This is a genomic window from Oceanobacillus timonensis, assembly GCF_900166635.1.
GTDB lineage: Bacteria > Bacillota > Bacilli > Bacillales > Amphibacillaceae > Oceanobacillus > Oceanobacillus timonensis.
On record NZ_LT800497.1, the window covers coordinates 3,203,098 to 3,223,090 of the forward strand.

General features: G+C 40.4%; 19 protein-coding genes and 1 riboswitch. Of the genes, 8 read left to right on the top strand and 11 right to left on the bottom strand.

The window, feature by feature from the left end:
* Positions 1 to 23 precede the first annotated feature (23 nt).
* From ytkD to B7E05_RS15680, 9 genes are all read right to left on the bottom strand, one after another.
* Positions 24 to 494: an RNA deprotection pyrophosphohydrolase gene (gene ytkD, locus B7E05_RS15640; protein ID WP_080876333.1), complete on the bottom strand. Its 471-nt coding sequence runs from the start codon at positions 492 to 494 to the stop codon at positions 24 to 26.
* A gap of 30 nt (positions 495 to 524) precedes the next feature.
* The gene (locus B7E05_RS15645; protein ID WP_080875081.1) at positions 525 to 1,037 is read right to left on the bottom strand and encodes a hypothetical protein; all 513 of its coding nucleotides are present in this window, start codon (positions 1,035 to 1,037) and stop codon (positions 525 to 527) included.
* Positions 1,038 to 1,320: 283 nt separating this feature from the next.
* On the bottom strand, positions 1,321 to 1,641 hold the full coding sequence (locus tag B7E05_RS15650; protein WP_245833114.1) for a hydrolase: 321 nt from the start codon (positions 1,639 to 1,641) through the stop codon (positions 1,321 to 1,323).
* A 146-nt stretch (positions 1,642 to 1,787) separates the two neighbouring features.
* A complete protein-coding gene (locus B7E05_RS15655) occupies positions 1,788 to 3,335 on the bottom strand; it encodes a mechanosensitive ion channel (protein ID WP_080875083.1) in 1,548 nt (515 codons plus the stop codon).
* 209 nt (positions 3,336 to 3,544) lie between these two features.
* Positions 3,545 to 4,981 carry an o-succinylbenzoate--CoA ligase gene (locus B7E05_RS15660; protein WP_080875084.1) on the bottom strand — a complete coding sequence of 479 codons (1,437 nt, stop codon included), beginning with the start codon at positions 4,979 to 4,981 and terminating at the stop codon, positions 3,545 to 3,547.
* Positions 4,982 to 5,103: 122 nt separating this feature from the next.
* The gene (menB, locus tag B7E05_RS15665; RefSeq protein WP_080875085.1) at positions 5,104 to 5,922 is read right to left on the bottom strand and encodes a 1,4-dihydroxy-2-naphthoyl-CoA synthase; all 819 of its coding nucleotides are present in this window, start codon (positions 5,920 to 5,922) and stop codon (positions 5,104 to 5,106) included.
* A 28-nt stretch (positions 5,923 to 5,950) separates the two neighbouring features.
* Complete coding sequence (menH, locus tag B7E05_RS15670) at positions 5,951 to 6,751, bottom strand: 2-succinyl-6-hydroxy-2,4-cyclohexadiene-1-carboxylate synthase (protein WP_080875086.1); 801 nt, start codon at positions 6,749 to 6,751, stop codon at positions 5,951 to 5,953.
* Positions 6,748 to 8,493, bottom strand: a complete 1,746-nt coding sequence (gene menD / locus B7E05_RS15675; protein ID WP_080875087.1) for a 2-succinyl-5-enolpyruvyl-6-hydroxy-3-cyclohexene-1-carboxylic-acid synthase — start codon at positions 8,491 to 8,493, stop codon at positions 6,748 to 6,750. The genes menH and menD overlap by 4 nt, the downstream gene beginning before the upstream one ends.
* A 4-nt stretch (positions 8,494 to 8,497) precedes the next feature.
* Positions 8,498 to 9,898, bottom strand: a complete 1,401-nt coding sequence (locus B7E05_RS15680; RefSeq protein ID WP_080875088.1) for an isochorismate synthase — start codon at positions 9,896 to 9,898, stop codon at positions 8,498 to 8,500.
* A gap of 341 nt (positions 9,899 to 10,239) precedes the next feature.
* Between B7E05_RS15680 and B7E05_RS15685 the strand changes: the two genes are divergently transcribed.
* The 3 genes from B7E05_RS15685 (at position 10,240) to B7E05_RS15695 (ending at position 12,073) form a co-directional block, all read left to right on the top strand.
* Complete coding sequence (locus B7E05_RS15685) at positions 10,240 to 10,578, top strand: zinc ribbon domain-containing protein (protein ID WP_179134555.1); 339 nt, start codon at positions 10,240 to 10,242, stop codon at positions 10,576 to 10,578.
* Positions 10,579 to 10,742: 164 nt separating this feature from the next.
* Positions 10,743 to 11,678, top strand: a complete 936-nt coding sequence (locus tag B7E05_RS15690; RefSeq protein ID WP_080875090.1) for a 1,4-dihydroxy-2-naphthoate polyprenyltransferase — start codon at positions 10,743 to 10,745, stop codon at positions 11,676 to 11,678.
* 35 nt (positions 11,679 to 11,713) lie between these two features.
* The gene (locus tag B7E05_RS15695; RefSeq protein WP_080875091.1) at positions 11,714 to 12,073 is read left to right on the top strand and encodes a TraR/DksA C4-type zinc finger protein; all 360 of its coding nucleotides are present in this window, start codon (positions 11,714 to 11,716) and stop codon (positions 12,071 to 12,073) included.
* 86 nt (positions 12,074 to 12,159) lie between these two features.
* Here the strand turns inward: B7E05_RS15695 and B7E05_RS15700 are convergent, their stop codons facing one another.
* Both B7E05_RS15700 and B7E05_RS15705 read right to left on the bottom strand, forming a co-directional pair.
* Complete coding sequence (locus B7E05_RS15700; protein ID WP_080875092.1) at positions 12,160 to 12,741, bottom strand: ECF transporter S component; 582 nt, start codon at positions 12,739 to 12,741, stop codon at positions 12,160 to 12,162.
* Between the two features lie 200 nt (positions 12,742 to 12,941).
* A riboswitch (FMN riboswitch) is annotated at positions 12,942 to 13,064 on the bottom strand.
* Between the two features lie 87 nt (positions 13,065 to 13,151).
* A complete protein-coding gene (locus B7E05_RS15705) occupies positions 13,152 to 14,216 on the bottom strand; it encodes a M20/M25/M40 family metallo-hydrolase (RefSeq protein ID WP_080875093.1) in 1,065 nt (354 codons plus the stop codon).
* Positions 14,217 to 14,335: 119 nt separating this feature from the next.
* Here B7E05_RS15705 and B7E05_RS15710 point away from each other — a divergent pair, with 119 nt between their 5' ends.
* The 5 genes from B7E05_RS15710 to B7E05_RS15730 all read left to right on the top strand — a co-directional run bounded on the left by B7E05_RS15710 (position 14,336) and on the right by B7E05_RS15730 (position 19,934).
* Positions 14,336 to 14,890 carry a thioredoxin family protein gene (locus B7E05_RS15710; protein ID WP_080875094.1) on the top strand — a complete coding sequence of 185 codons (555 nt, stop codon included), beginning with the start codon at positions 14,336 to 14,338 and terminating at the stop codon, positions 14,888 to 14,890.
* A 369-nt stretch (positions 14,891 to 15,259) separates the two neighbouring features.
* Complete coding sequence (locus B7E05_RS15715; RefSeq protein ID WP_080875095.1) at positions 15,260 to 16,258, top strand: potassium channel family protein; 999 nt, start codon at positions 15,260 to 15,262, stop codon at positions 16,256 to 16,258.
* Between the two features lie 222 nt (positions 16,259 to 16,480).
* Positions 16,481 to 16,849: a S1 domain-containing post-transcriptional regulator GSP13 gene (yugI, locus tag B7E05_RS15720; protein ID WP_080875096.1), complete on the top strand. Its 369-nt coding sequence runs from the start codon at positions 16,481 to 16,483 to the stop codon at positions 16,847 to 16,849.
* 234 nt (positions 16,850 to 17,083) lie between these two features.
* Complete coding sequence (locus tag B7E05_RS15725; protein ID WP_080875097.1) at positions 17,084 to 18,430, top strand: glucose-6-phosphate isomerase; 1,347 nt, start codon at positions 17,084 to 17,086, stop codon at positions 18,428 to 18,430.
* 316 nt (positions 18,431 to 18,746) lie between these two features.
* The gene (locus tag B7E05_RS15730; RefSeq protein WP_080875098.1) at positions 18,747 to 19,934 is read left to right on the top strand and encodes a MalY/PatB family protein; all 1,188 of its coding nucleotides are present in this window, start codon (positions 18,747 to 18,749) and stop codon (positions 19,932 to 19,934) included.
* The last annotated feature ends 59 nt before the right edge of the window (positions 19,935 to 19,993 follow it).

Sequence of the window (19,993 nt, forward strand, 5' to 3'; positions counted from 1 at the left end):
AGCGTTCGGCCTGTCTGCTATTTTCATACATATGATTTTTTTATCCGGAGCAAGCACGATTCCAATACGGCATCCTTCATAATAAAACTGAAATCTGTTTTTCGTTTTATATTCCCCGGTATTTTTTTCAGGAGTACCGGACCGTTCGTTTCATAGTAAGTAGGCTGGGGAATAAGTTCTTCGATTTCAGCAAAGTAGACATTTTTAATCACTGTTTCATAACGCCCGTCCACTTTATATTGGCCAATATAATGAAGCTTTTTCACCGTTGCCCCGGTTTCCTCCATGACTTCCCGGACTGCAGCCTGATCTGCTGTTTCTCCTGTTTCTACCTTCCCGCCAGGAAACTCGATTCCTCTTTCCTTATGATCCGTTAACAGCCACTTATCTTTATATCTGCAGATAACCCATACGTGCTTCGGATTTTTTGAAAATGGATGATCTAAAAAAGATAATTGTACGGTATTATTATAATAATCTTTAAAAACGTTCACTTCTTCCACTACTTTCCCACGGGGCTGTCATCATTTATAACTGATATCTTGAATTTTCCAGCCGTTTTGAAGTGTCATCTCCACTGCAAGAGTGTAACTTCCAACCATGTCATTTTCATTCTCCTGTACAATTTGTACGGAGTGTTTCGATATATTTATCATATCATATTCATTTTCTTCTTGAAACCATGGCTCTGTTTGTGTTGGAATAACATATACACCATCTGCCTCTGCCTGGAAGTAGTAATCCACAAATTCCTTGGCCAATTCTGGTGTGGTGTATGCTTCAAAAGCATCTATCAGTTCTTGTTCTGTAGCGTAATCTTTCAGCTTATACGAATCATCTGCATCTTGCTTTAGTGTGTTTTCTAATCCAATCATTACACGAATAACCTCTTCTTTATCCGGCTGCATCGCTTCTCCATCCATAGCGGAGGCGTCCATTTGATTATCGTTCTGTACAGGGGGTTCTTCCGATACAGTAATGGAAAAAATCATTGCTATCATCACCATAAAACAAAGAACTAAAGCGAGCTTTCTCATATACAGCACTCCCTTTCTGAATCTCTGTTTCCCATTTTAAAAATCGATTTCAGTCAATGAAACGTATGATATTTCTGATTTTTCTTTATATTACTATACCTTTTTAGATTATTACTTAAACCTTGTTTTATGAAAGTACTATTTTTCCACCATATAACTAACTGCAAGATTCCCACGTTAAGAAATAACGACCCATAACATTTCTTAGCGGGAACCTTACAGCGAGTAACAACCTGATACATTCAACCAACAAGCATTTTAGCAGGGCGAATAAGCCCGCTTCTTATTCTTCCCCTAATATTCCCATTGTCCGGATATGGTCTTTCGTATTTTCATCACCCAAATCATATAATGTTTGATATACACCGGCCATCGTATCATCATATACGTCGTTGGCAGTATCCAGATGATACGGCACAAAAGGAATATGAGTACGCTTATAACTGTCAAAACTGGCTTCATGCAATCCTTCAAATTTTCTGCGCAGCATTAATATCTCTTCGGCAGTTGCGTAAATTACAAAATCGTCATTCCCTTGATACGGAATCCGGGAAATCTCCCCTTGTCCGACACTGATAAAATATTTTTGTTTATCCAATATCATCACCTCCCGCTTATATTCTCCTCAAAAACAGAAAATAAACACCGCTGACGTGTTTTAAAACAGTGCAAACGGGCTGTTAGTAGTCCGATTCATCCAACACAAAAAAGCATGTACACCAAACACGGCGTACACGCTTTTTTTCGCTTTTATTCTTGATAATCGTTATCATCTTGTGATTGCTGTTCCTGATTAATGGACGTATTATCAATTGTTTTATCAAATTTCTGCAAGTATTTTCCTGCAAAATCTTTTCCTCCCAAACCAAATGCAAGGCCAAACGCTAATGCCAATGCTGCCAGTAGCAGGATAAATGCGCTGTTCACAATGGTGGAAGCAATACCTAACTGCGATACGGCCATAAAGGCTGCAAGAATTAAAATACTATACTTTGCAAAACCTGCAAGTGCAGCTGAAGCAGGCCCGTTTAACAAATGCAACAGTACTTTTTGCACCATCGAAGCAAGTAGCAGGGCAACACCTAAAATCAGCACAGCTGCCAACACATTCGGCAGATACGCAGTAATTGCCGTAGCAATACCTACAAGGAAATCCAGCTGGATAATATACAGCGCTTGTACGGTTAAGAAAAACACAATTAAAATCTGTACAATATATCCGGCAATATAAGACGGTGTCCATTTTGATTGATCAAGCATTTTATTGTTGCTGATGGTAGATACAAAACGATTGAATCCTAATTTACCAAGATAATCTCCTGTAAATTCGCCAATCAGCTTACCTAACCAGATTCCAACCAGGATTAAACCGATAGCAATCAAGATATTCGGAATCATTTGCACGACATTGTGCAACATGCCGACTGCCGGTTCTGTAATTCCTGCCAGCTCCAATTGTTCCAGAGCAGAGATCGTAATCGGAATCAGAATAAGGATAAATACAATGTTTCCGACAAATTTTGCAAAAGATGTCCCTTCAAACACATTGGATAATTTTAATTTCTGAATCCATTTTTCTGTTCCTGCTGCTTCTAATAAATTCGTTACGATACTACGGACAATTTTGCCGACAAACCAGCCTACTGCAAAAATAAGTACAGCAGCAGCAAGTTTAGGAATAAAGTTCAATATCGTCGACAGCAAACCGCTGAATGGTTCGGCAACCCCTTGGATATTTAAAGCCTGCAGGATTCCAGGAATAAATAACAGCAAGATAAGGTAAAAAGCGAATTTACCTGCTGATTCAATTGTTTTACGAATCCCTTCTTCGGAATCCGCAATGCCTGCCTTGGAAAACAGGCGCTGAATGCGTAATTTCTTACTTCCTTCTACAATCAGCCATTGCGCAATGGTCGCAATAATCCAAGCCAGTAATAAAATTAAAGCTGCCTTAATGACTGCCGGGATAAAATTTAAGAATGTAGAGATCAAATCCGATAAAGGATTCGCAATCATCGACATGTTAAGGATATTAAAGAATAAGATGAAACCTACAAGCAGCAATATGTAATAAACTGCTTTGGAGATAATCTTATCCGATTGAACCGGTTCTTCTTTTAATCGGAACCGATTAAATAATTTATCGTCCCATTTTGTATTTTTTAATGCTTTAGCTACCATATTACTGATCCATTTTGCGATAAGCCAAACGATAAGAAGGACAACAAGAGCTATAATGACATTTTGAACCCCTGTCCAAAAACTAGCTGAAAAATAATCATTCATAAAGTTTTCCATTGATTTTTGCTCCTCTCTATACGGTATAGTATAGGGCTACCCGTCATAAAAAAGAGCTAAACCTATTTTTTCCTGAAACATTTCTGGGCCTTCACCAAAATTTAAGGGGCACAAATGAGCTACATTTTGATAGTAGCAACCATGAATTTTAGTGTTGAACCCTATTTCTTTATTAAAATCCGTTATTTTTCATCGTGCAGAACAAGCACTTAAACGTACTTCTTTAACGCATGCCGGACTAATTTATTCGCTGCATTCCTCGGCAATTCGTCTGTTATATAGATTTCCTTCGGCTGTTTATATCGTGCCAGTCTGTCTCTTAAAAAGGAAAGCATGGCATCCGTGGTTAGACTATCATCCGCGACTACAAATGCAACCGGCACTTCTCCCCATTCCGGGTCTTTTTTACCGGTTACTCCCGCTTCAAGGATTCCTTCCATCTGCAGCAGGACATTTTCAATTTCAGATGGGTACACATTTTCACCGCCGGAAATAATCAGATCACTGCGGCGGTCAACCACATATAAAAAACCTTCCTCATCAAGGTACCCCATATCTCCAGTTGCCAGCCAGCCATTTGAAAATGTTTGTTCATTCGCCTTGGGCCGGTTAAAATAGCCCGTTGTTACCATTGGACCTTTGACAAGAATCTCTCCCACTTCGCCCGCCTGTTTTCCGCGTATGGTTAATTGCGCCGGAAAAAGCGGTTTTCCTGCTGAGCCAACTTTACGGAGTGCATCTTTTGGGCTTAAAGTAACAATTTGGGAAGCTGTTTCCGTCATGCCATAGGATTGAAACACCGGGATTTGTTTTTCTTTCGTTTGCTGCAATAACGTTTCCGGAGCAGGTCCTCCCCCAAGCAGCATGCAGCGGAAAGCTTCCGGATAACTTGCATCTCCGAGATAATTTACAAGACGCTGCAACATCACTGTTACGACCGAGGCCATGGTTACTTGCTTATGCATCATCGCATGATGCACCTCTTCTACCTCGAATTTTTCCAGTAAATAAATCGGCATGCCGTATATGATACCTTTTAACATGGTAGACAAACCGCTCACATGAAACAGTGGCAAAGGAATCAGCCATTTATCATCATGATGCTGCCCGAAATTTAAACTGGAACTTGTTGCACTCCACCAGTGATTTCCATACGTATGCTGAACTGCTTTCGGAAAACCGGATGTGCCGGATGTATACATCATCGTAAATACCTGGGACAGGTCCATTTCTTCTATAAGTTGGACCTCCCGGGAAATTTCCAATTCCTGCAGCTGTTCAAACGTCAACTGCCTGCAAGTGCTCAGTTCCCTTGTTTCTGTTTCTGTAATAAGAAGCATCACTTCTGCATCCTGCATCTGCTGCTCCATTTCAAAGGCAGTTAAGCGCATGTTCAACAGCACAACGACAGCTCCCAGGTAACTGCATGCATGGATAGTCTCCATCATTTCTATACTGTTGCCTGAAAGAATCGCAACATGATCTCCTTTTTTCACATCAGCAGCAGCAAGCTTTCTTGCTTTTTCTCTGCTTTTTTCAGCCAGCCGGCTAAAGGTGACCGTTGTTCCATCTTTTAACTCCACCGCGATGTCATTCGGCGATAAATCAGCTTGTTTATCAAGCCAATGGGGAATTACTGTACACATTTTGCTTCCTCCATCGTTGTTAGTTTCTTTTGTATATTCCTTTCTTTGCGAAAAGAAACCTTTGCACGATTGGCAAAGGTTTCTTCACTGTCCACTTAAAATATATTTAATCAAACATTATCTTAAGGGAATCTTGGGAACTGTTTGAAGTTCGGTTTTCTTTTTTCTTTAAAGGCATCTCTGCCTTCTTTTGCTTCATCGGTTGTATAATAAAGCAGTGTCGCATCTCCGCCAAGCTGTTGCAGACCGGCTAAGCCATCGGTATCTGCATTGAAAGATGCTTTCAAGAAACGTAAAGCCATCGGTGATTTTTCTAAGATTTCTTCGCACCATTGCAATGTTTCTTCTTCTAATTTATCTAAAGGCACTACCGTATTTACCAAGCCCATGTCATACGCTTCTTCAGCATTATACTGACGGCATAAATACCAAATTTCACGAGCACGTTTATGCCCTACCATACGAGCTAAATAGCCAGCACCGTAGCCAGCATCAAAGCTGCCCACTTTTGGTCCGGTTTGCCCGAAAATCGCATTATCTGCTGCAATTGTTAAATCACAAACAACATGAAGGACGTGTCCGCCGCCGATAGCGTATCCGGATACCATGGCAATCACTGGTTTTGGAATCGTACGGATTAGACGCTGGAGATCAAGAACATTCAAACGTGGAACTTCATCGCCGCCGACATAACCGCCGTGACCGCGGACGGACTGATCTCCGCCGGAACAAAATGCTTTCTCTCCTTCTCCTGCCAACACGATGACACCGATAGACGAATCGTCCCGTGCATCCGTAAAAGCAGCAATCATTTCATTTACGGTATTTGGCGTAAAAGCATTCCGTTTTTCCGGACGATTAATCGTTACTTTTGCAATACCGTTATATTTTTCATAGATAATTTCTTCAAAGTTCTTTACTTTTTTCCATTCTACTGTCATGTTTTATGACTCCTTTCGAACTAATGGTTTATCTCGTAATATCAATATGATTTTTACTCAAGAACCCATTTACCATTTTACCAAAGTTTCGCGATTTTTCCACATGAACAGCATGACCCGCGTCGGGACAAATAAGAAAGGTAGCCTGTGGAATTGCAGCCTGCATTTTTTGATTCATAGCTACAAATTTTTCATCTTCTTCTCCAGCAATAAGTAACGTAGGATGCGGGAGCTGTGACAAATCATCCCACCAGCAGGCCTGAGCTCCTGTTCCCATCGTATGGAGAGACATCGCCAAACCTTCCGCATTCTGAGAAAGGCGCTCTTTCCGGATTTTTCTTTGCGCCTTGTCCGGCAATTGCTTTTGGGTAGCAAATAAAGGAAGTTCCTGCCAATTATTCACAAATTCCTCGACGCCTTTTTCTAGAATACGCCTAGCCAATTGCTCATCTTTTTCTTTTCGTTCCTGCCGGGCAGATTCCTCCCCTAATCCCGGCGAAGCACTCTCTAATACCAGCGAAGCAATATACTCCGGATAATACATGGCAAAGCTTAACGCCGTTCTTCCCCCCATCGAATAACCGACCACATGGGTTTGACTTATTCCTAATTGGTCCACCAGCGCTGCCAGCAAGGAACAGCAATCTTTCATGGACGTAATAGGACTGCCCGTTTCCCCATGCCCTGGTAAATCAACAAGAATACATTGATAATTGTGGAAGCAGGAACTGACCTCTCGCCATGTCTCACGTGTCCCGGTAAAACCATGCAGAAACAGGATAGGTTCTCCCTTGCCGATGATTTCATACTGCAAGCCATCTGCACTCATTGCCAACCCTCTTTTATCTCTGTCATAATACGGTCCCATTTATCCCGATGCCAGCGCGTATTTTCATCACGGTCCGTTTTTATTTCAATGATAGATAAACCTGACTGCTGATAGCTGTGCTGCAGCTGTGTTTTTAATGCACTTTCCGTTGAAGCAACAGTGTAATCAGCGCCATATAAATCGCCTGCCTTTTCAAAGGGTAAATCAGCCGGTGTACCAAAAATGGCTTCAAAATGCTTTTTATCATTTGCTTGCGGCAGATAGGAAAAAATGCCGCCCCCATTATTATTGACAAGTACAATCGTAATCGGCAGCTGATATTGTTTTGCTGCCAGCAGTCCGTTCATATCATGGAAAAAGGATAGGTCCCCAATCAGGAGGGTTACGCTTGTTCCGGCAGCAGATGCTCCAATGGCGCTGGAAATCACACCGTCAATCCCATTCGCTCCTCTGTTGCAGAGAATGGAAACTGGTTTAGAAGACGCCATAAAAAAGCTGTCAACATCACGGACAGCCATACTGTTTCCGACATAGAGTGTTGTATTATCAGGAATAACCTCCGCGATTCCGCGGACAGCTTCCCCTTCTGTTATTTGCATTTCTTCTCCTGATAACAAATGATGCTTCGCGATGTTATTGTATGTTTGCCATTCTTGTAACCATGATCCATGATGTTGTTCACCTGGCGCTTTTGCGATTAATTGCTGACATAACTGCTTTGGATCAGTATAGATGTAGGCTGTATCATTCCCGGTAGGATCACGAAAACCTTCGTCCTCCTCTACCACAAACTGCGGAATAGCATGATGTTCTTTCACAAAAAATAAATACGCTTTTGATACAGGCATGGCTCCAAAACGAATGATATAATCCGGCTGCAATTGTGCTCGTATTTCCGCATCACGCAAAAAAGCATCATACGCTTCGATGACATGGCTTTTTTCATGGCTGCCTGTCCGCAGCTGGGATAACGGATCTGCCAAAACAGGAATATTCCAGCTTTGAGCTAATTGACATACAGACGCAGCAAAATCCCCATTCATCTCCGGACCGCAGACAAGGAGTCCTTTTTGGGAAGAGTTGAAAAGGGCTGCTAGTTCTTCTATCTGTTCATCGGCCAAATGTTTGATGCCTTCTATTCTGTTCATCCCCGTACGCTTGGTATCTGCTTCTGTATTCCATATATCCGGAAGCGTGAAATCCGGAGCAAGTGGTTCCCTAAATGGGAAATTCACTTGGACAGGGCCTTTGTTCGTTTGTTCTGTGTATGCAAATGCCTGTGCTGCTTTTCGGCGCGCATACCCAAGCATCTGCGGTGTTGCTTCTGGGACCGCCATTTCATGAAACCATTTGACGTAATCCCCATACATTTTGATTTGCTCAATAGCTTGAGGGGCGCCAACTTGACGCAATTCATGCGGACGATCCGCTGTCAAAACCAAAAGCGGCACCCTGCTGTAAAAAGCTTCCACAACCGCAGGATAATAATTCGCTGCAGCTGTACCAGATGTACATACTAAGGCAACCGGCCGATTGGTTTTTTTCGCTAATCCCAAAGCAAAAAAACCGGCTGAACGTTCATCAATCACAATCCAATCCTTGATAGAAGGATGCTCTCGGAATGTCAGTGCTAAGGGAGTAGATCTGGAACCAGGCGAAATGACAACATCTGTCATTCCGTTCCCTTCCAGCTCATCAATAAAATTGGCAGTATAACGTGTTAAACTCTCTGTGTAATTCATTTTTCTAATCCACTCCTAAAACAGATAACATCGGCATTAACTTAATTTTTGTTTCTTCATATTCACTCTCAGGAATGGAATCTTCCACAATTCCACAGCCCGCAAACAAGGAAGCCTCATCTTGTTGTACCAACGCAGAACGTAAAGCAACTGCAAACTCACCGTGCTTATTACTGTCCACCCAGCCGATGGGCGCTCCATACCAGCCCCGGTCCAACAGTTCATTGTCACGGATAAATGCCAACGCATCCTCTCTCGGCGTTCCTCCTAATGCCGGTGTCGGATGAAGCCCGCTGATAATAGAAAAAATGTGATGATTCTTTTTCAGCTTTGCACGTACCGGCGTATATAAATGCTGCAACGTTTTATATTGATGCACAGCCGGTTCATCCGGAACGGTAACATCTGTACAATATGCTTCCATGGTACTTCGGATCATCTGCACAACGTAATCATGCTCTTCCCGGTTCTTCGGATCTTCAAAAAGATGGTTCGCTATTGCCTCATCTTCTTCCATCGTGTTACCGCGCGGTGCCGTGCCAGCCAAACAGGTAGACAATACGTCCTCCCCTTTTACTTTCACAAGACGTTCTGGCGTAGCTCCAAGAAAACAATCCTCTCCCATTTCATAGGCAAATACATAGGAATTGGATTGGGTGTCTACAAGACGGTTCAGAATGTCTGGAATGTTTGCTGACTGGTGAAAACGAAGGCGCACTTCTCTAGCAAGAACAATTTTATCAATTGTTGTATGTTTCATGACGTTCGTTGCTTTTTGTATGGTTTCTTTCCATTGTTCCGGTGCTATTTCCTTTTTACTTTGCACACGCAATACATGCGTACTTTCTTGGTAAACCGTTTGATCCAATAACGTCTGACGATGCTTTTGCAATTCTTCCCGTACCGTTTCATCCTCCTCCCCTGGAATAAGGAGACGATTTGTAGTAAGGTAATAATTACCATCTGTTTGCGTTAAAATATAATTTGGAATAGAGAAATGGTTACTCGGGAAATTCTCCCATAGTTTGGTCTGCGGTTTTAACGGATCAAATGAAAAACCTCCCATCGCCACAACGCCAGTTCCTGACGTGTGGTACGGATTAGAAATAACAGCATTTTTTAATAATGCATTCCAATCCTCCTCTACTTGCTGGTAGCGATTTTTAGAAGCATCTACAGACAGCTCCACTGCATGCCCTGCTCCCGCCATTTGAAAATCTTCGTCTGCGCTCGACCAAAATGTGCGCGGAAATTTCAACTCACCTGCTTTTTCTAAAAATCTATATAAAGAAGCCTGATTTATTTTTTCCGTGTAGCTAAACAGTCTTTCGTGCTGATCTGTCTGAACAGATTGCATAGCAGCCTCCAAATCAGCTGTAAACTGTTTTTCTTTTACTTCCATCATGATGATAAACCTCCGTAATCATACGTGTTCAAACACTGCGCTAAAAATAACACGCTGTTAGCGCAGTGTTTGAATATCCTCTCGTTTATGAGACAGGTATTTTTTATTATCCCCTCTTATTTTATGCCCTTTTTGTTACTTTCTCAAGAAAAGCCTACTAGTTCATAAAAATCAGTTATTCTTCCCTGTTTTACAGTCGATAAAGACCTATTTATCTCCTCAAGAGAACTTGACATAAACCATTTTACTGATTATTATAAAATGGCATTACTTTTATAATAATCTAGATATTTATATTCATTTTAATGATTTTGAATAACTTGAAAAAAGGGGGACACCTAATGCCTTTTTGTTCTCAATGTGGTAAAGAAAACGATGAAAGTGCTAAATTTTGTAATTCATGTGGCAACCCATTAAATGTTGCGTCAGTAAATGATTCTTCTGAACCCGTTAAGAATCAGAATGCGAATAGCGGCGGAAATGTATATGCCATTTTAGGTTGGGTTTTTGCTGGTCTTTCCATTCTGTTCTTTCCCATTTTATTTGCTGGCGGTGCAGCAATTTTTGGATATTTACATAGAAAAGTTAATAAAACACACGGGACGATTATTATTATATCAGCCATTGCGTGCGGAATTTTTGGAGTTTTATTAGGGATTGAGTCAACTTATTATTATTAATTCACCTATTTTAAGAGTAGCTTAGGGCTACTCTTTTTTACTGCTTATAGAAATCGTAAAATGATTTGTGTATTGAAAATCAAAATATCCTAATGATGGGTTTGACACGCTCCCCCCACTTCACTAAAATAAATACGATATAGTTTTTTAGGAGGAAGCCCATAATGACGACAAACGATACAGCTGATATAAAAGAATTATTGAACGAACGGGAAGGTTTTCATAAATGGTGGCGATTAATGCGCCCCCATACACTGACTGCTTCCTTTGTTCCCGTTTTTGTCGGGACAATGATTGCTTTTAATGAAGGAACCATCGATTGGCTGCTGTTTTTGGCTATGATGATTGCTTCGTTACTTATTCAGGCAGCTACCAATATGTTTAATGAATACTATGATTTCGTGCGCGGATTAGATAACGATCAGTCCGTCGGCATCGGCGGTTCCATTGTGCGTGACGGGATGCACCCGGAGCGGATTCGTAATATTGCCCTTATTTTTTATGCTATATCCATTGGCATCGGCGTCTACATATGTATTGTTTCCAGCTGGTGGATTGCAATTATTGGTTTATTTTGTATGGCAATCGGTTATTTATATACTGGGGGTCCTATTCCGATTTCCTATACCCCGTTTGGAGAATTATTCTCCGGAGTCCTGATGGGTTCAGTGATTATCGGAATTACCTATTATATTCAGACCTCTGCTGTTACGATGGAAATGATTTGGATTTCTATCCCAGTAACAATATTTATCGGGTGCATTAACTTTGCCAACAATATCCGGGATCGGGACGGAGATAAAAGAGGCGGAAGAAAAACCATAGCGGTACTTCTCGGCAGACCAAAATCCATTAAACTGCTTGCTGTTTTATTTATTGCAGCTTTCGCAATAACCATCATACTGATTTTAATCGGTATTCTCCCTGTATGGTCATTCCTTACTTTATTAAGTGCTCTTCCGGCTATCGGTGTGATTAAAGGATTTAAGGGGAAAACACAGGCTATTGACATGATGCTGGCTATGAAAAACACTGGGAAAACCAATACCATATATGGTCTGCTCTTAGGTGTCTCTTTATTGATTTCCGGTTTTCTGTAAGCAATGGGTGCAACTCAATGGAAAGGATGGTAATCATGCAAGCGAAACATTTAACTGAAAAAGATATTACTTTTTTCAAGAAACAACTGTTGGAAATGAAAAAAGAAGCCGAATCGTATACCGAGTCAGCTGACAACCAGGAAGATGAACTCGCTGCAGTAACGGTTAATAATCATCCGGCTGATTTAGGCACAGAACAATTTGAACAGGAACGGGATGCAAGTCTGGAGTATATGCGGCAAGATGATTTGCATGAAATTGACCATGCCCTGCAAAAAATAGAAGAAGGCACGTACGGATTAAGTGAAAAATCCGGCAAGCCCATTCCTAAAGAAAGACTAGAAGCCTTACCTACCGCAAGAATGCTAGTGGAAGAGGCATCAGATACGAACTAGTTACTTGAAAACAAAAACAGAATTTCCAAAAAGAAGCTGTCGTAAAATACATGGTATGCATTTTACGACAGCTTCTTTTCTTATTCCTATATAAATCTGGTTCGCTGTTGCTGAATCCAGCTTTGCATTTTTTTAAATAGCGGGATAAACAAGATCGCGATAATAATTCCTTTAATCATATTAAATGGCAATACGCCGCCTACAACGGTAATCCACTTCACTTGGTCTGACATTTCCCAGCCCATAAACCAGCCGTATGCCGGTAAAATAAAGTAATAATTGAGCACACTCATCCCGACAGCCATAATCACTGTACCTGTCGCAAGTCCCGTAATAAGACCTTTTAGCCCTTTTATACGATGATAAATAAGAGAAACCGGTAAAACAAGTATAAGTCCTGCCACAAAATTGGATAAAACCCCAATTGGTTCACCAGACCCGGATATAGCCAGATATAACAAATTTTTAAATCCGACTACCAGCACTCCGGCAATTGGCGAGAATATCAATGACGCGATTAACGCGGGAACATCACTGAAATCCACTTTTAAATACGGTGTTGGTAAAAAGGGTAATGGAAAATTAATAAAAAATAAAACAAGCGAAACCGTACTTAATAATGCGATAATAATTAACTTTAACAGCTGATTTTTCTTCTTTTTTTGCATCAGCTTTCCTCCTCCATCATTTTTTCGATTCCAACTCGTGATGAAGGTTCGATACTTTTTTATCACCCAAGCAATTCATAGAAGCAGAAAAATTTTTCTATTGCCGCTAAAAAACCCTAAAGCTCTTGAGGCTTTAGGGTTTGGAGTCATCGCTAAATAAATACGCTAATATACATACGCATTGTTAAATAAAACAAGCTCGACATCTTCTCCCATCCAGACTGTTACTGTCGGTTCTGGAATTTCACCAGATCAACTGCAAAAAATGCAGCTCGCGGACTATATCCGCCGGTCGGGAATTGCACCCTGCCCCGAAGATTGGAATCGAATATTAAATTTAATCATAGTATACCACATTAAATTTATTTGGCAAGCGAAAAATGTTGAATTCAATATACTTTATTTTTCCATTATCCATCATCTCGTAATGGATCCAGGTTCTCTTCCCCAGTCAGCTTCGCAAGCATCGTAACCAGTAGTTCAATTTCCTGTTCCATATCTTTCTTACTTACTGTTTCTACAGGTGAATGCATGTATCGTAACGGTAAAGATACCAGCGCTACCGGGACGCCTTTCCCAGTATAACGCATTTTATCTGCATCTGTTCTTGTCGCTGCAGGTGTCAATTCATATTGTAAAGGGATGGATTTTTCTTCGGCTGCTTCTTCCAGCCACTGATTCACTTTGCGATGAATGGGTGCCCCTTTGGCTAAAACAGGCCCGCCTTCTAAATGGACCTCTACCAGCTTTTTCGTATCTACATTTGGGTAATCGGTGGCAAAGGTGACATCAATACCGATAGCAAAGTCCGGCTCTATCCCAGCAGCTGCAAAATAGGCGCCGCCCATATTGGTTTCTTCATTCACCGTGCTCGCACCGTAAACGCCGATTGGAATATTCTTTTCCGAAAGCTTGCGAATCACTTCCGCAACCATAAAAGCGCCGGTACGGTTATCTAATCCTCTTGCTGAAATATATCGATCCTGTAAGATTTCCGGTTCTGTTTTAAACACGCAAAGGTCACCAACCTGTACCTTGTTAAGTGCTTCTTGCTTTGATTGGAAACCACAGTCCATATACAAGTCCTGCACATCAAAGTCTCCTTTTATGCCACCTTGATGTTGTGCATTGACACCAATAACACCTGTAATTGTTTCCTTATATCCCAGCACGGTCACTCGCATACCAATAGCTGCTTTCGGATTGATACCGCCCATTTTTTCAAAAAATATAAAGCCGCGTTCATCGATACGCTGAATCACTAGGCCAATTTCATCACAGTGGCCTGCTAAAAGGACTTTAAACGGAGCGTCCGGATTTAATACAGCTATCGCATTGCCAACGTGATCTGTTCTGATTTCATCCGCATACTCCTGAATATAATTTATCCATTTCTTTTGAATCGCCATTTCCATACTTGATGGAGAAGGGGTATGAAGCAGATCCATTAATACATCATATTGTGTGTCCGTCATATTATTTAACCTCCTAGTTACTTCCCCCTTTTACCTATATATCATGTGCATCTTTTGTTTACCAAATTCACAGAAAGGGGTACACTTACTATATCAAATAATTGAAATGAGGGATACAAATGGCATTAAACGCGTGGTATGAAAAAGGACTTGATCCAGATGAATATATTGAAGCGATGAAAGTAAATAAAGAGGATTTATTATACATTTATGATAACTTTTCATTACCTGCAGATGAAGATTTTTTTAAGGAGACAAGAAATAAGAATTTAAGAGCCATAATTCTTACAGAAGACTGGTGCGGAGATGCCATGTTGAACATGCCAGTTCTTCTCAAAATATCAGAGGCTGTCAATATGCCTGTTAAAGCATTGCTTCGGGATAATAACCTCGAATTAATGGACCAATATCTTACCAATGGTACAGCCAGATCCATTCCTATCATCATCTTTATTGATACAGATGGAAATGAAGTTGGAAAATGGGGGCCGAGAGCAGAAAAAATCCAATCCTATATAGATGAATCCCGGGCGCAATTGCCGTCAAAAGACGCCGAAGACTTCGGAGAAAAGCAAAAGCAGATGCATCGCTTTATTTCCAAATCGTATCGTGACAATCCAGATAATTGGTCGATTGTTTATGAGAGTATCAAAAAAACATTACAGGCAATCTGATTTTTAACACTGATTCAACTATATGAATCAGTGTTTTTCATGTAAGTTATCTCTCCACCCCGTCAATCTCCTGAAAACATCTCCCAGCCACGAATAAGTCCCTCTCTTATCAGTCATACTAACCTATATGAATACTCCCGCCACTTCATTTCTAAAGAAATTTAAAGTGTGGATTTCTCACGTAAATACAAAAAGGCGATTCACCTCCCTCCTACTCATTGGGTTCACCCTGCACATTCCGACGTGCAAATGTTTTCAGCGGGGCGAGTAAGCGTAGCCCCAGCCCCTAGTCCCAGAACGTTGTGACGTCAGCTTGCCTTGAGGTTGGGAGTCCTATCGCCTAATCAAGATAAATTGGAGGGTTTCCCGATGAATGATCGTTTTCTTAAACTGCTTTATCACCGTGTTCCTAATATTTTAAAACTCCTTTTGCTTGTCCTGATTACCATACCAATTTTCGGGTACCTTATCCATGTAATGGAACCCGAACGTTTTCCTACCGTTTTTGAAGGTGCGTGGTGGGCGCTTATCACCGGAGCAACTGTCGGTTACGGAGACTATATCCCTGGAACAATACTGGGGAAGCTGCTTGCTGCCTTTTTAATTCTGAGCGGCGGCGGGTTAATCGCATTTTATATTGCCTCCTTATCTACGACTGTCAGTAAACGGGAAAAGCAATCACAGGAAGGAAAACTGGCTTTTCACGGGGAAAATCATTATATATTTGTCGGTTTTAATGAACGGACCCGCCGGCTTGTTGACTTAATCATTCGTCATTATTCCAATAAAAAAATCGTTATTATCGACCGCAGTTTAGATAACTTATCCTATACAAAATTACCCGTGCATTACATCAAAGGAAATGCAACAGAGGATGACATTTTACATATGGCGAAGATAGAGGATGCAGCTTGCGTATTTGTTGCAGCGGATAATCAAAAAACAGATTATGAATCAGACACGCAGGCTATTCTGACTACCATCGCTATCCGTGGCAATAACCCGGACGTCCCTGTTGTTTCCGAGATTTTATCTGAAAAGCAAATCGATAATGCTGCCCGTGCCGGAGCTACTACGATTATTCGCTCCAATGATTTTATGAGCAGTCTGTTTTTTCATGAACTCGATCCGGAAGTGCAAGCAACCCCGTTTGAAGATATTTATCATCTTTTGACACAACAAAAATTTATCCATCAGCCCCTTCCTGATTCACTAATTGGGAAAACTTATGTAGAGGCTGTTACCCCTTTTTTGGAAAAAGGATATATGGTGATTGGTATTCTTCGCGGGAAAGACTATATGCTGCATCCTAAAATAACATGTGTCCTAGAAGAAAAAGATATCGTTATCTGTATGGTGAATCGATAAGCTGCCAGGTTTAAAGGATTAGAGTAGCTATTGTCTGCTATTTATGGTAAAATAGTGTATTGTGAAAAAAGCACATGTTCAAAAGATGCAGAAAAAGATTTTTAATGAATTTACTGGCTTCTTGCTGAGGTTAGTAAAGAGCTCCCAAAAGCTGCCTTTTCTTTTTCCATCCGCTTTGGATAACTCATAACAGAATTGAAAAAGATATAGGAGATGTTTCATATGACTGCAAACGTAGAAAACGGCCAAGTAATAGAAGGAAAAGTAACTGGTATCCAGCCTTATGGTGCCTTTGTTGCAATTGATGGAGATACGCAAGGGTTAGTTCATATTTCTGAAATCACCCACGGTTATGTAAAAGATATTAACGATTATTTAAGTGTTGGTGACACAGTAAATGTAAAAGTCATCCAGATTGATGAAGAAAAAGGAAAAATTTCTCTATCTATCCGCGCGACAGAAGAAGCGCCGGAAGAAACAGCAAAACAAGAATATGTCGCTAAAGGAAATGATTCCACTAATGATACTGGCGGTTTTAATATTCTTAAAGACAAACTGCAAGACTGGATTGACCAAACAAAAAATAAGTAAGTAAACAGACATCCAAGTACCACATTCCAAATGTGTACTTGGATGTTTTTTAATGTACCTTTTCCGCTTTTCCGTCCAACATATTCACTTTATTTCATCACAATGTAACGTTAGTTATACCACATTTAAGTGCCTCTGTTCATGATGTGCTTCAGGTCTTCCTCCTTGATTTCATCATATTAATGGCTTAAAGTAGAAACAGATATGGAAGCAATCTTAGAGGAGGAAATATAAATGACACATGTAACTTTTAAATATGATAAAGCACTTTCATTTTTTAATAAAGATGAAATGAAAAACTTGTCTCCATTTGTTTTACGTGCTCATCAGATGATTCATGAAAAAATTGGTGCAGGCAACGACTTTTTAGGTTGGGTGGACCTTCCGAAGAATTATGACCAGGAAGAATATGCACGTATTAAAAAAAGTGCAGAAAAAATTAAAAATGATTCCGACATTCTCCTTGTTATTGGTATTGGCGGTTCTTACCTTGGAGCGAAAGCAGCGGTAGAAATGCTAAACCACTCCTTTCAAAACCTTCTTTCTTCAGAAGAAAGAAAAGCGCCTCAAATTATTTTTGCCGGCAATCATTTAAGTTCTACTTATATGAGTGAATTAACCGACATACTAAAAGATAAAGATTTCTCGATTAATGTTATTTCCAAAAGCGGGACAACTACAGAACCTGCCATTGCTTTCCGTTTCTTTAAAAAGCTGTTGGAAGAAAAATACGGAGAAGAAGAAGCGAAAAAACGTATCTACGCAACAACAGACCGGCAGCGCGGGGCTTTAAAAACAACTGCTGACGAAGCTGGTTACGAAACATTTGTTATTCCTGATGATGTCGGTGGCCGTTATTCTGTCTTAACTGCAGTAGGTTTACTCCCGATTGCAGCAAGCAATATCGATATTGATGCTATCATGAAAGGTGCGCAGGCAGCGATGGAAGACCTGGCTGTACCTGATTTAAACAGAAATCCGGCTTATCAATACGCAACTGTACGGAACGTTCTGTATCAAAAAGGAAAAGTAACGGAATTGCTTATTAATTATGAACCGTCCCTTCAATATTTCTCTGAATGGTGGAAACAGCTGTTTGGCGAAAGTGAAGGAAAAGACCAAAAAGGTATTTATCCGTCATCTGCAAACTTCACAACGGATTTACATTCGCTTGGACAATATATCCAGGAAGGAAGAAGAAATATTTTCGAAACCATCCTTCATGTAAACGAAGCGAAGAAAGACGTATCCGTGGAAGAAGAAGAAAATGATTTAGACGGTTTAAACTACCTTGCCGGCAAAACCATCCATGAAATTAATGATAAAGCATTCCAGGGGACATTATTAGCACATACAGATGGAGACGTTCCAAACTTGGTCCTCGAAGTTCCAAAGCTGGACGCTTATACATTCGGCTATTTAGTATACTTCTTTGAAAAAGCTTGTGCTGTCAGCGGCTATTTGCTCGGCGTTAATCCATTTGATCAACCCGGCGTAGAAGCATATAAGAAAAATATGTTTGCATTATTAGGCAAACCTGGTTTTGAAGCTGAAAAAGAAGAACTTGAAAAAAGATTATAAAGGAAATCTGTGAAAAAGCTTCTTTTTATAGAGGGCGCCTTCTATAAAAAGAAGCTTTTTCACATGAAGCTATATATATAAATGGAGACATTCTAAAAACTTTTTTAAATTTCCGGTTTATTCTTTTTTACAGCGGGTATAACTATAATTGTAAGGCTTTCTCGTATTCCCCCTGTAGGCAGAGCGTATTTACGCTTTGCTTTTTTTTGTCCAAAATAGGGAAACCTTTATATAAGTTTTAAGTTCCCTTTCTATCTTTCTAAAAAATATTTGTTATAATAGAAAAATGAAACGATGTAAGGAGGCAAAGGAAAGAATGAGTATTTTTGAAGAAGTACCTGACCGCAAACAAACCAAATCGATGAAGTGGGACATGCTGCAAATGAAATTCCAATCCGAAGATGTCCTGCCAATGTGGGTAGCTGATATGGATTTTAAAGCTCCCGAAGCAGTGAACCAGGCATTAATCAATCGTGCTGAGCACGGCATTTATGGATATACCGTCATTGATGAAGATGTAACATCCTCGATTACAGATTGGGTTAAAAACCGCCATGGCTGGCATATTCAAGCTGATTGGCTGAATTATAGCCCAGGCGTGATTAATACGCTACATATGGCGTTACAGGCATTTACAGAACCAGGTGATAAAGTAATGATTCAAACACCTGTTTATACTCCTTTTTATAATATTATCAACGTGCTGGAGCGCGAAGTTGTTAAAAATCCGTTAATTCATCAAGATAATTATTACACCATTGATTTTGAGGATATGGAAAAGAAATTAGCTAGTGGTGTCAAAGCATTTATTTTATGCTCTCCGCATAATCCGGTAGGACGCGTCTGGACAGAAGAAGAATTACGTAAAATGGCAGAACTGTGTTTACAATATGATGCAATGATTTTCTCAGATGAAATTCATGCTGATTTAGTCTTTAAAGACCATAAACACCTGCCAATCGCCAGCTTATCAGAAGAAATCGCTGATAAAACCATTACATGCATGGCGCCATCTAAAACATTTAATTTAGCTGGTTTACAGGCATCCTACGCTATAACACCAAATAAAGAAAATAAACAAGAATTAGAAAAAGCTTTTCGCCGCCAAGGTTTAAATAATAACTTAAACGGGATGGCTGTTCCTGCAATGGAAGCTGCCTACCGTCACGGGGAACCTTGGTTAAATGAGCTATTAGATGTGGTGGAAGGTCATATCGCGTATATTAAGGAAATGTTCGCTACTTATGCACCGGAACTGAAAGTAACAAATTCAGAAGGAACGTACCTTGTCTGGGTCGATTGCTCTGCATTGCAGATGGATAAAAAAGAATTACACAGATTTATGATTGACCAAGGACGCGTCGGCTTAAATTCCGGGCAGGATTACGGCGAAGAAGGAGACGCATTTATGCGAATTAATGTTGCTTGTCCGCGGGCAACGATCGAAGAAGGCGTCAAGCGAATCATTCATGCAGTTGAAGCATGGAGAGAATCAAAAAATTAATAAGAGACATGTAAAACAGCATCCTGCCATACGTAATGGGATGCTGTTTTGTATGATGT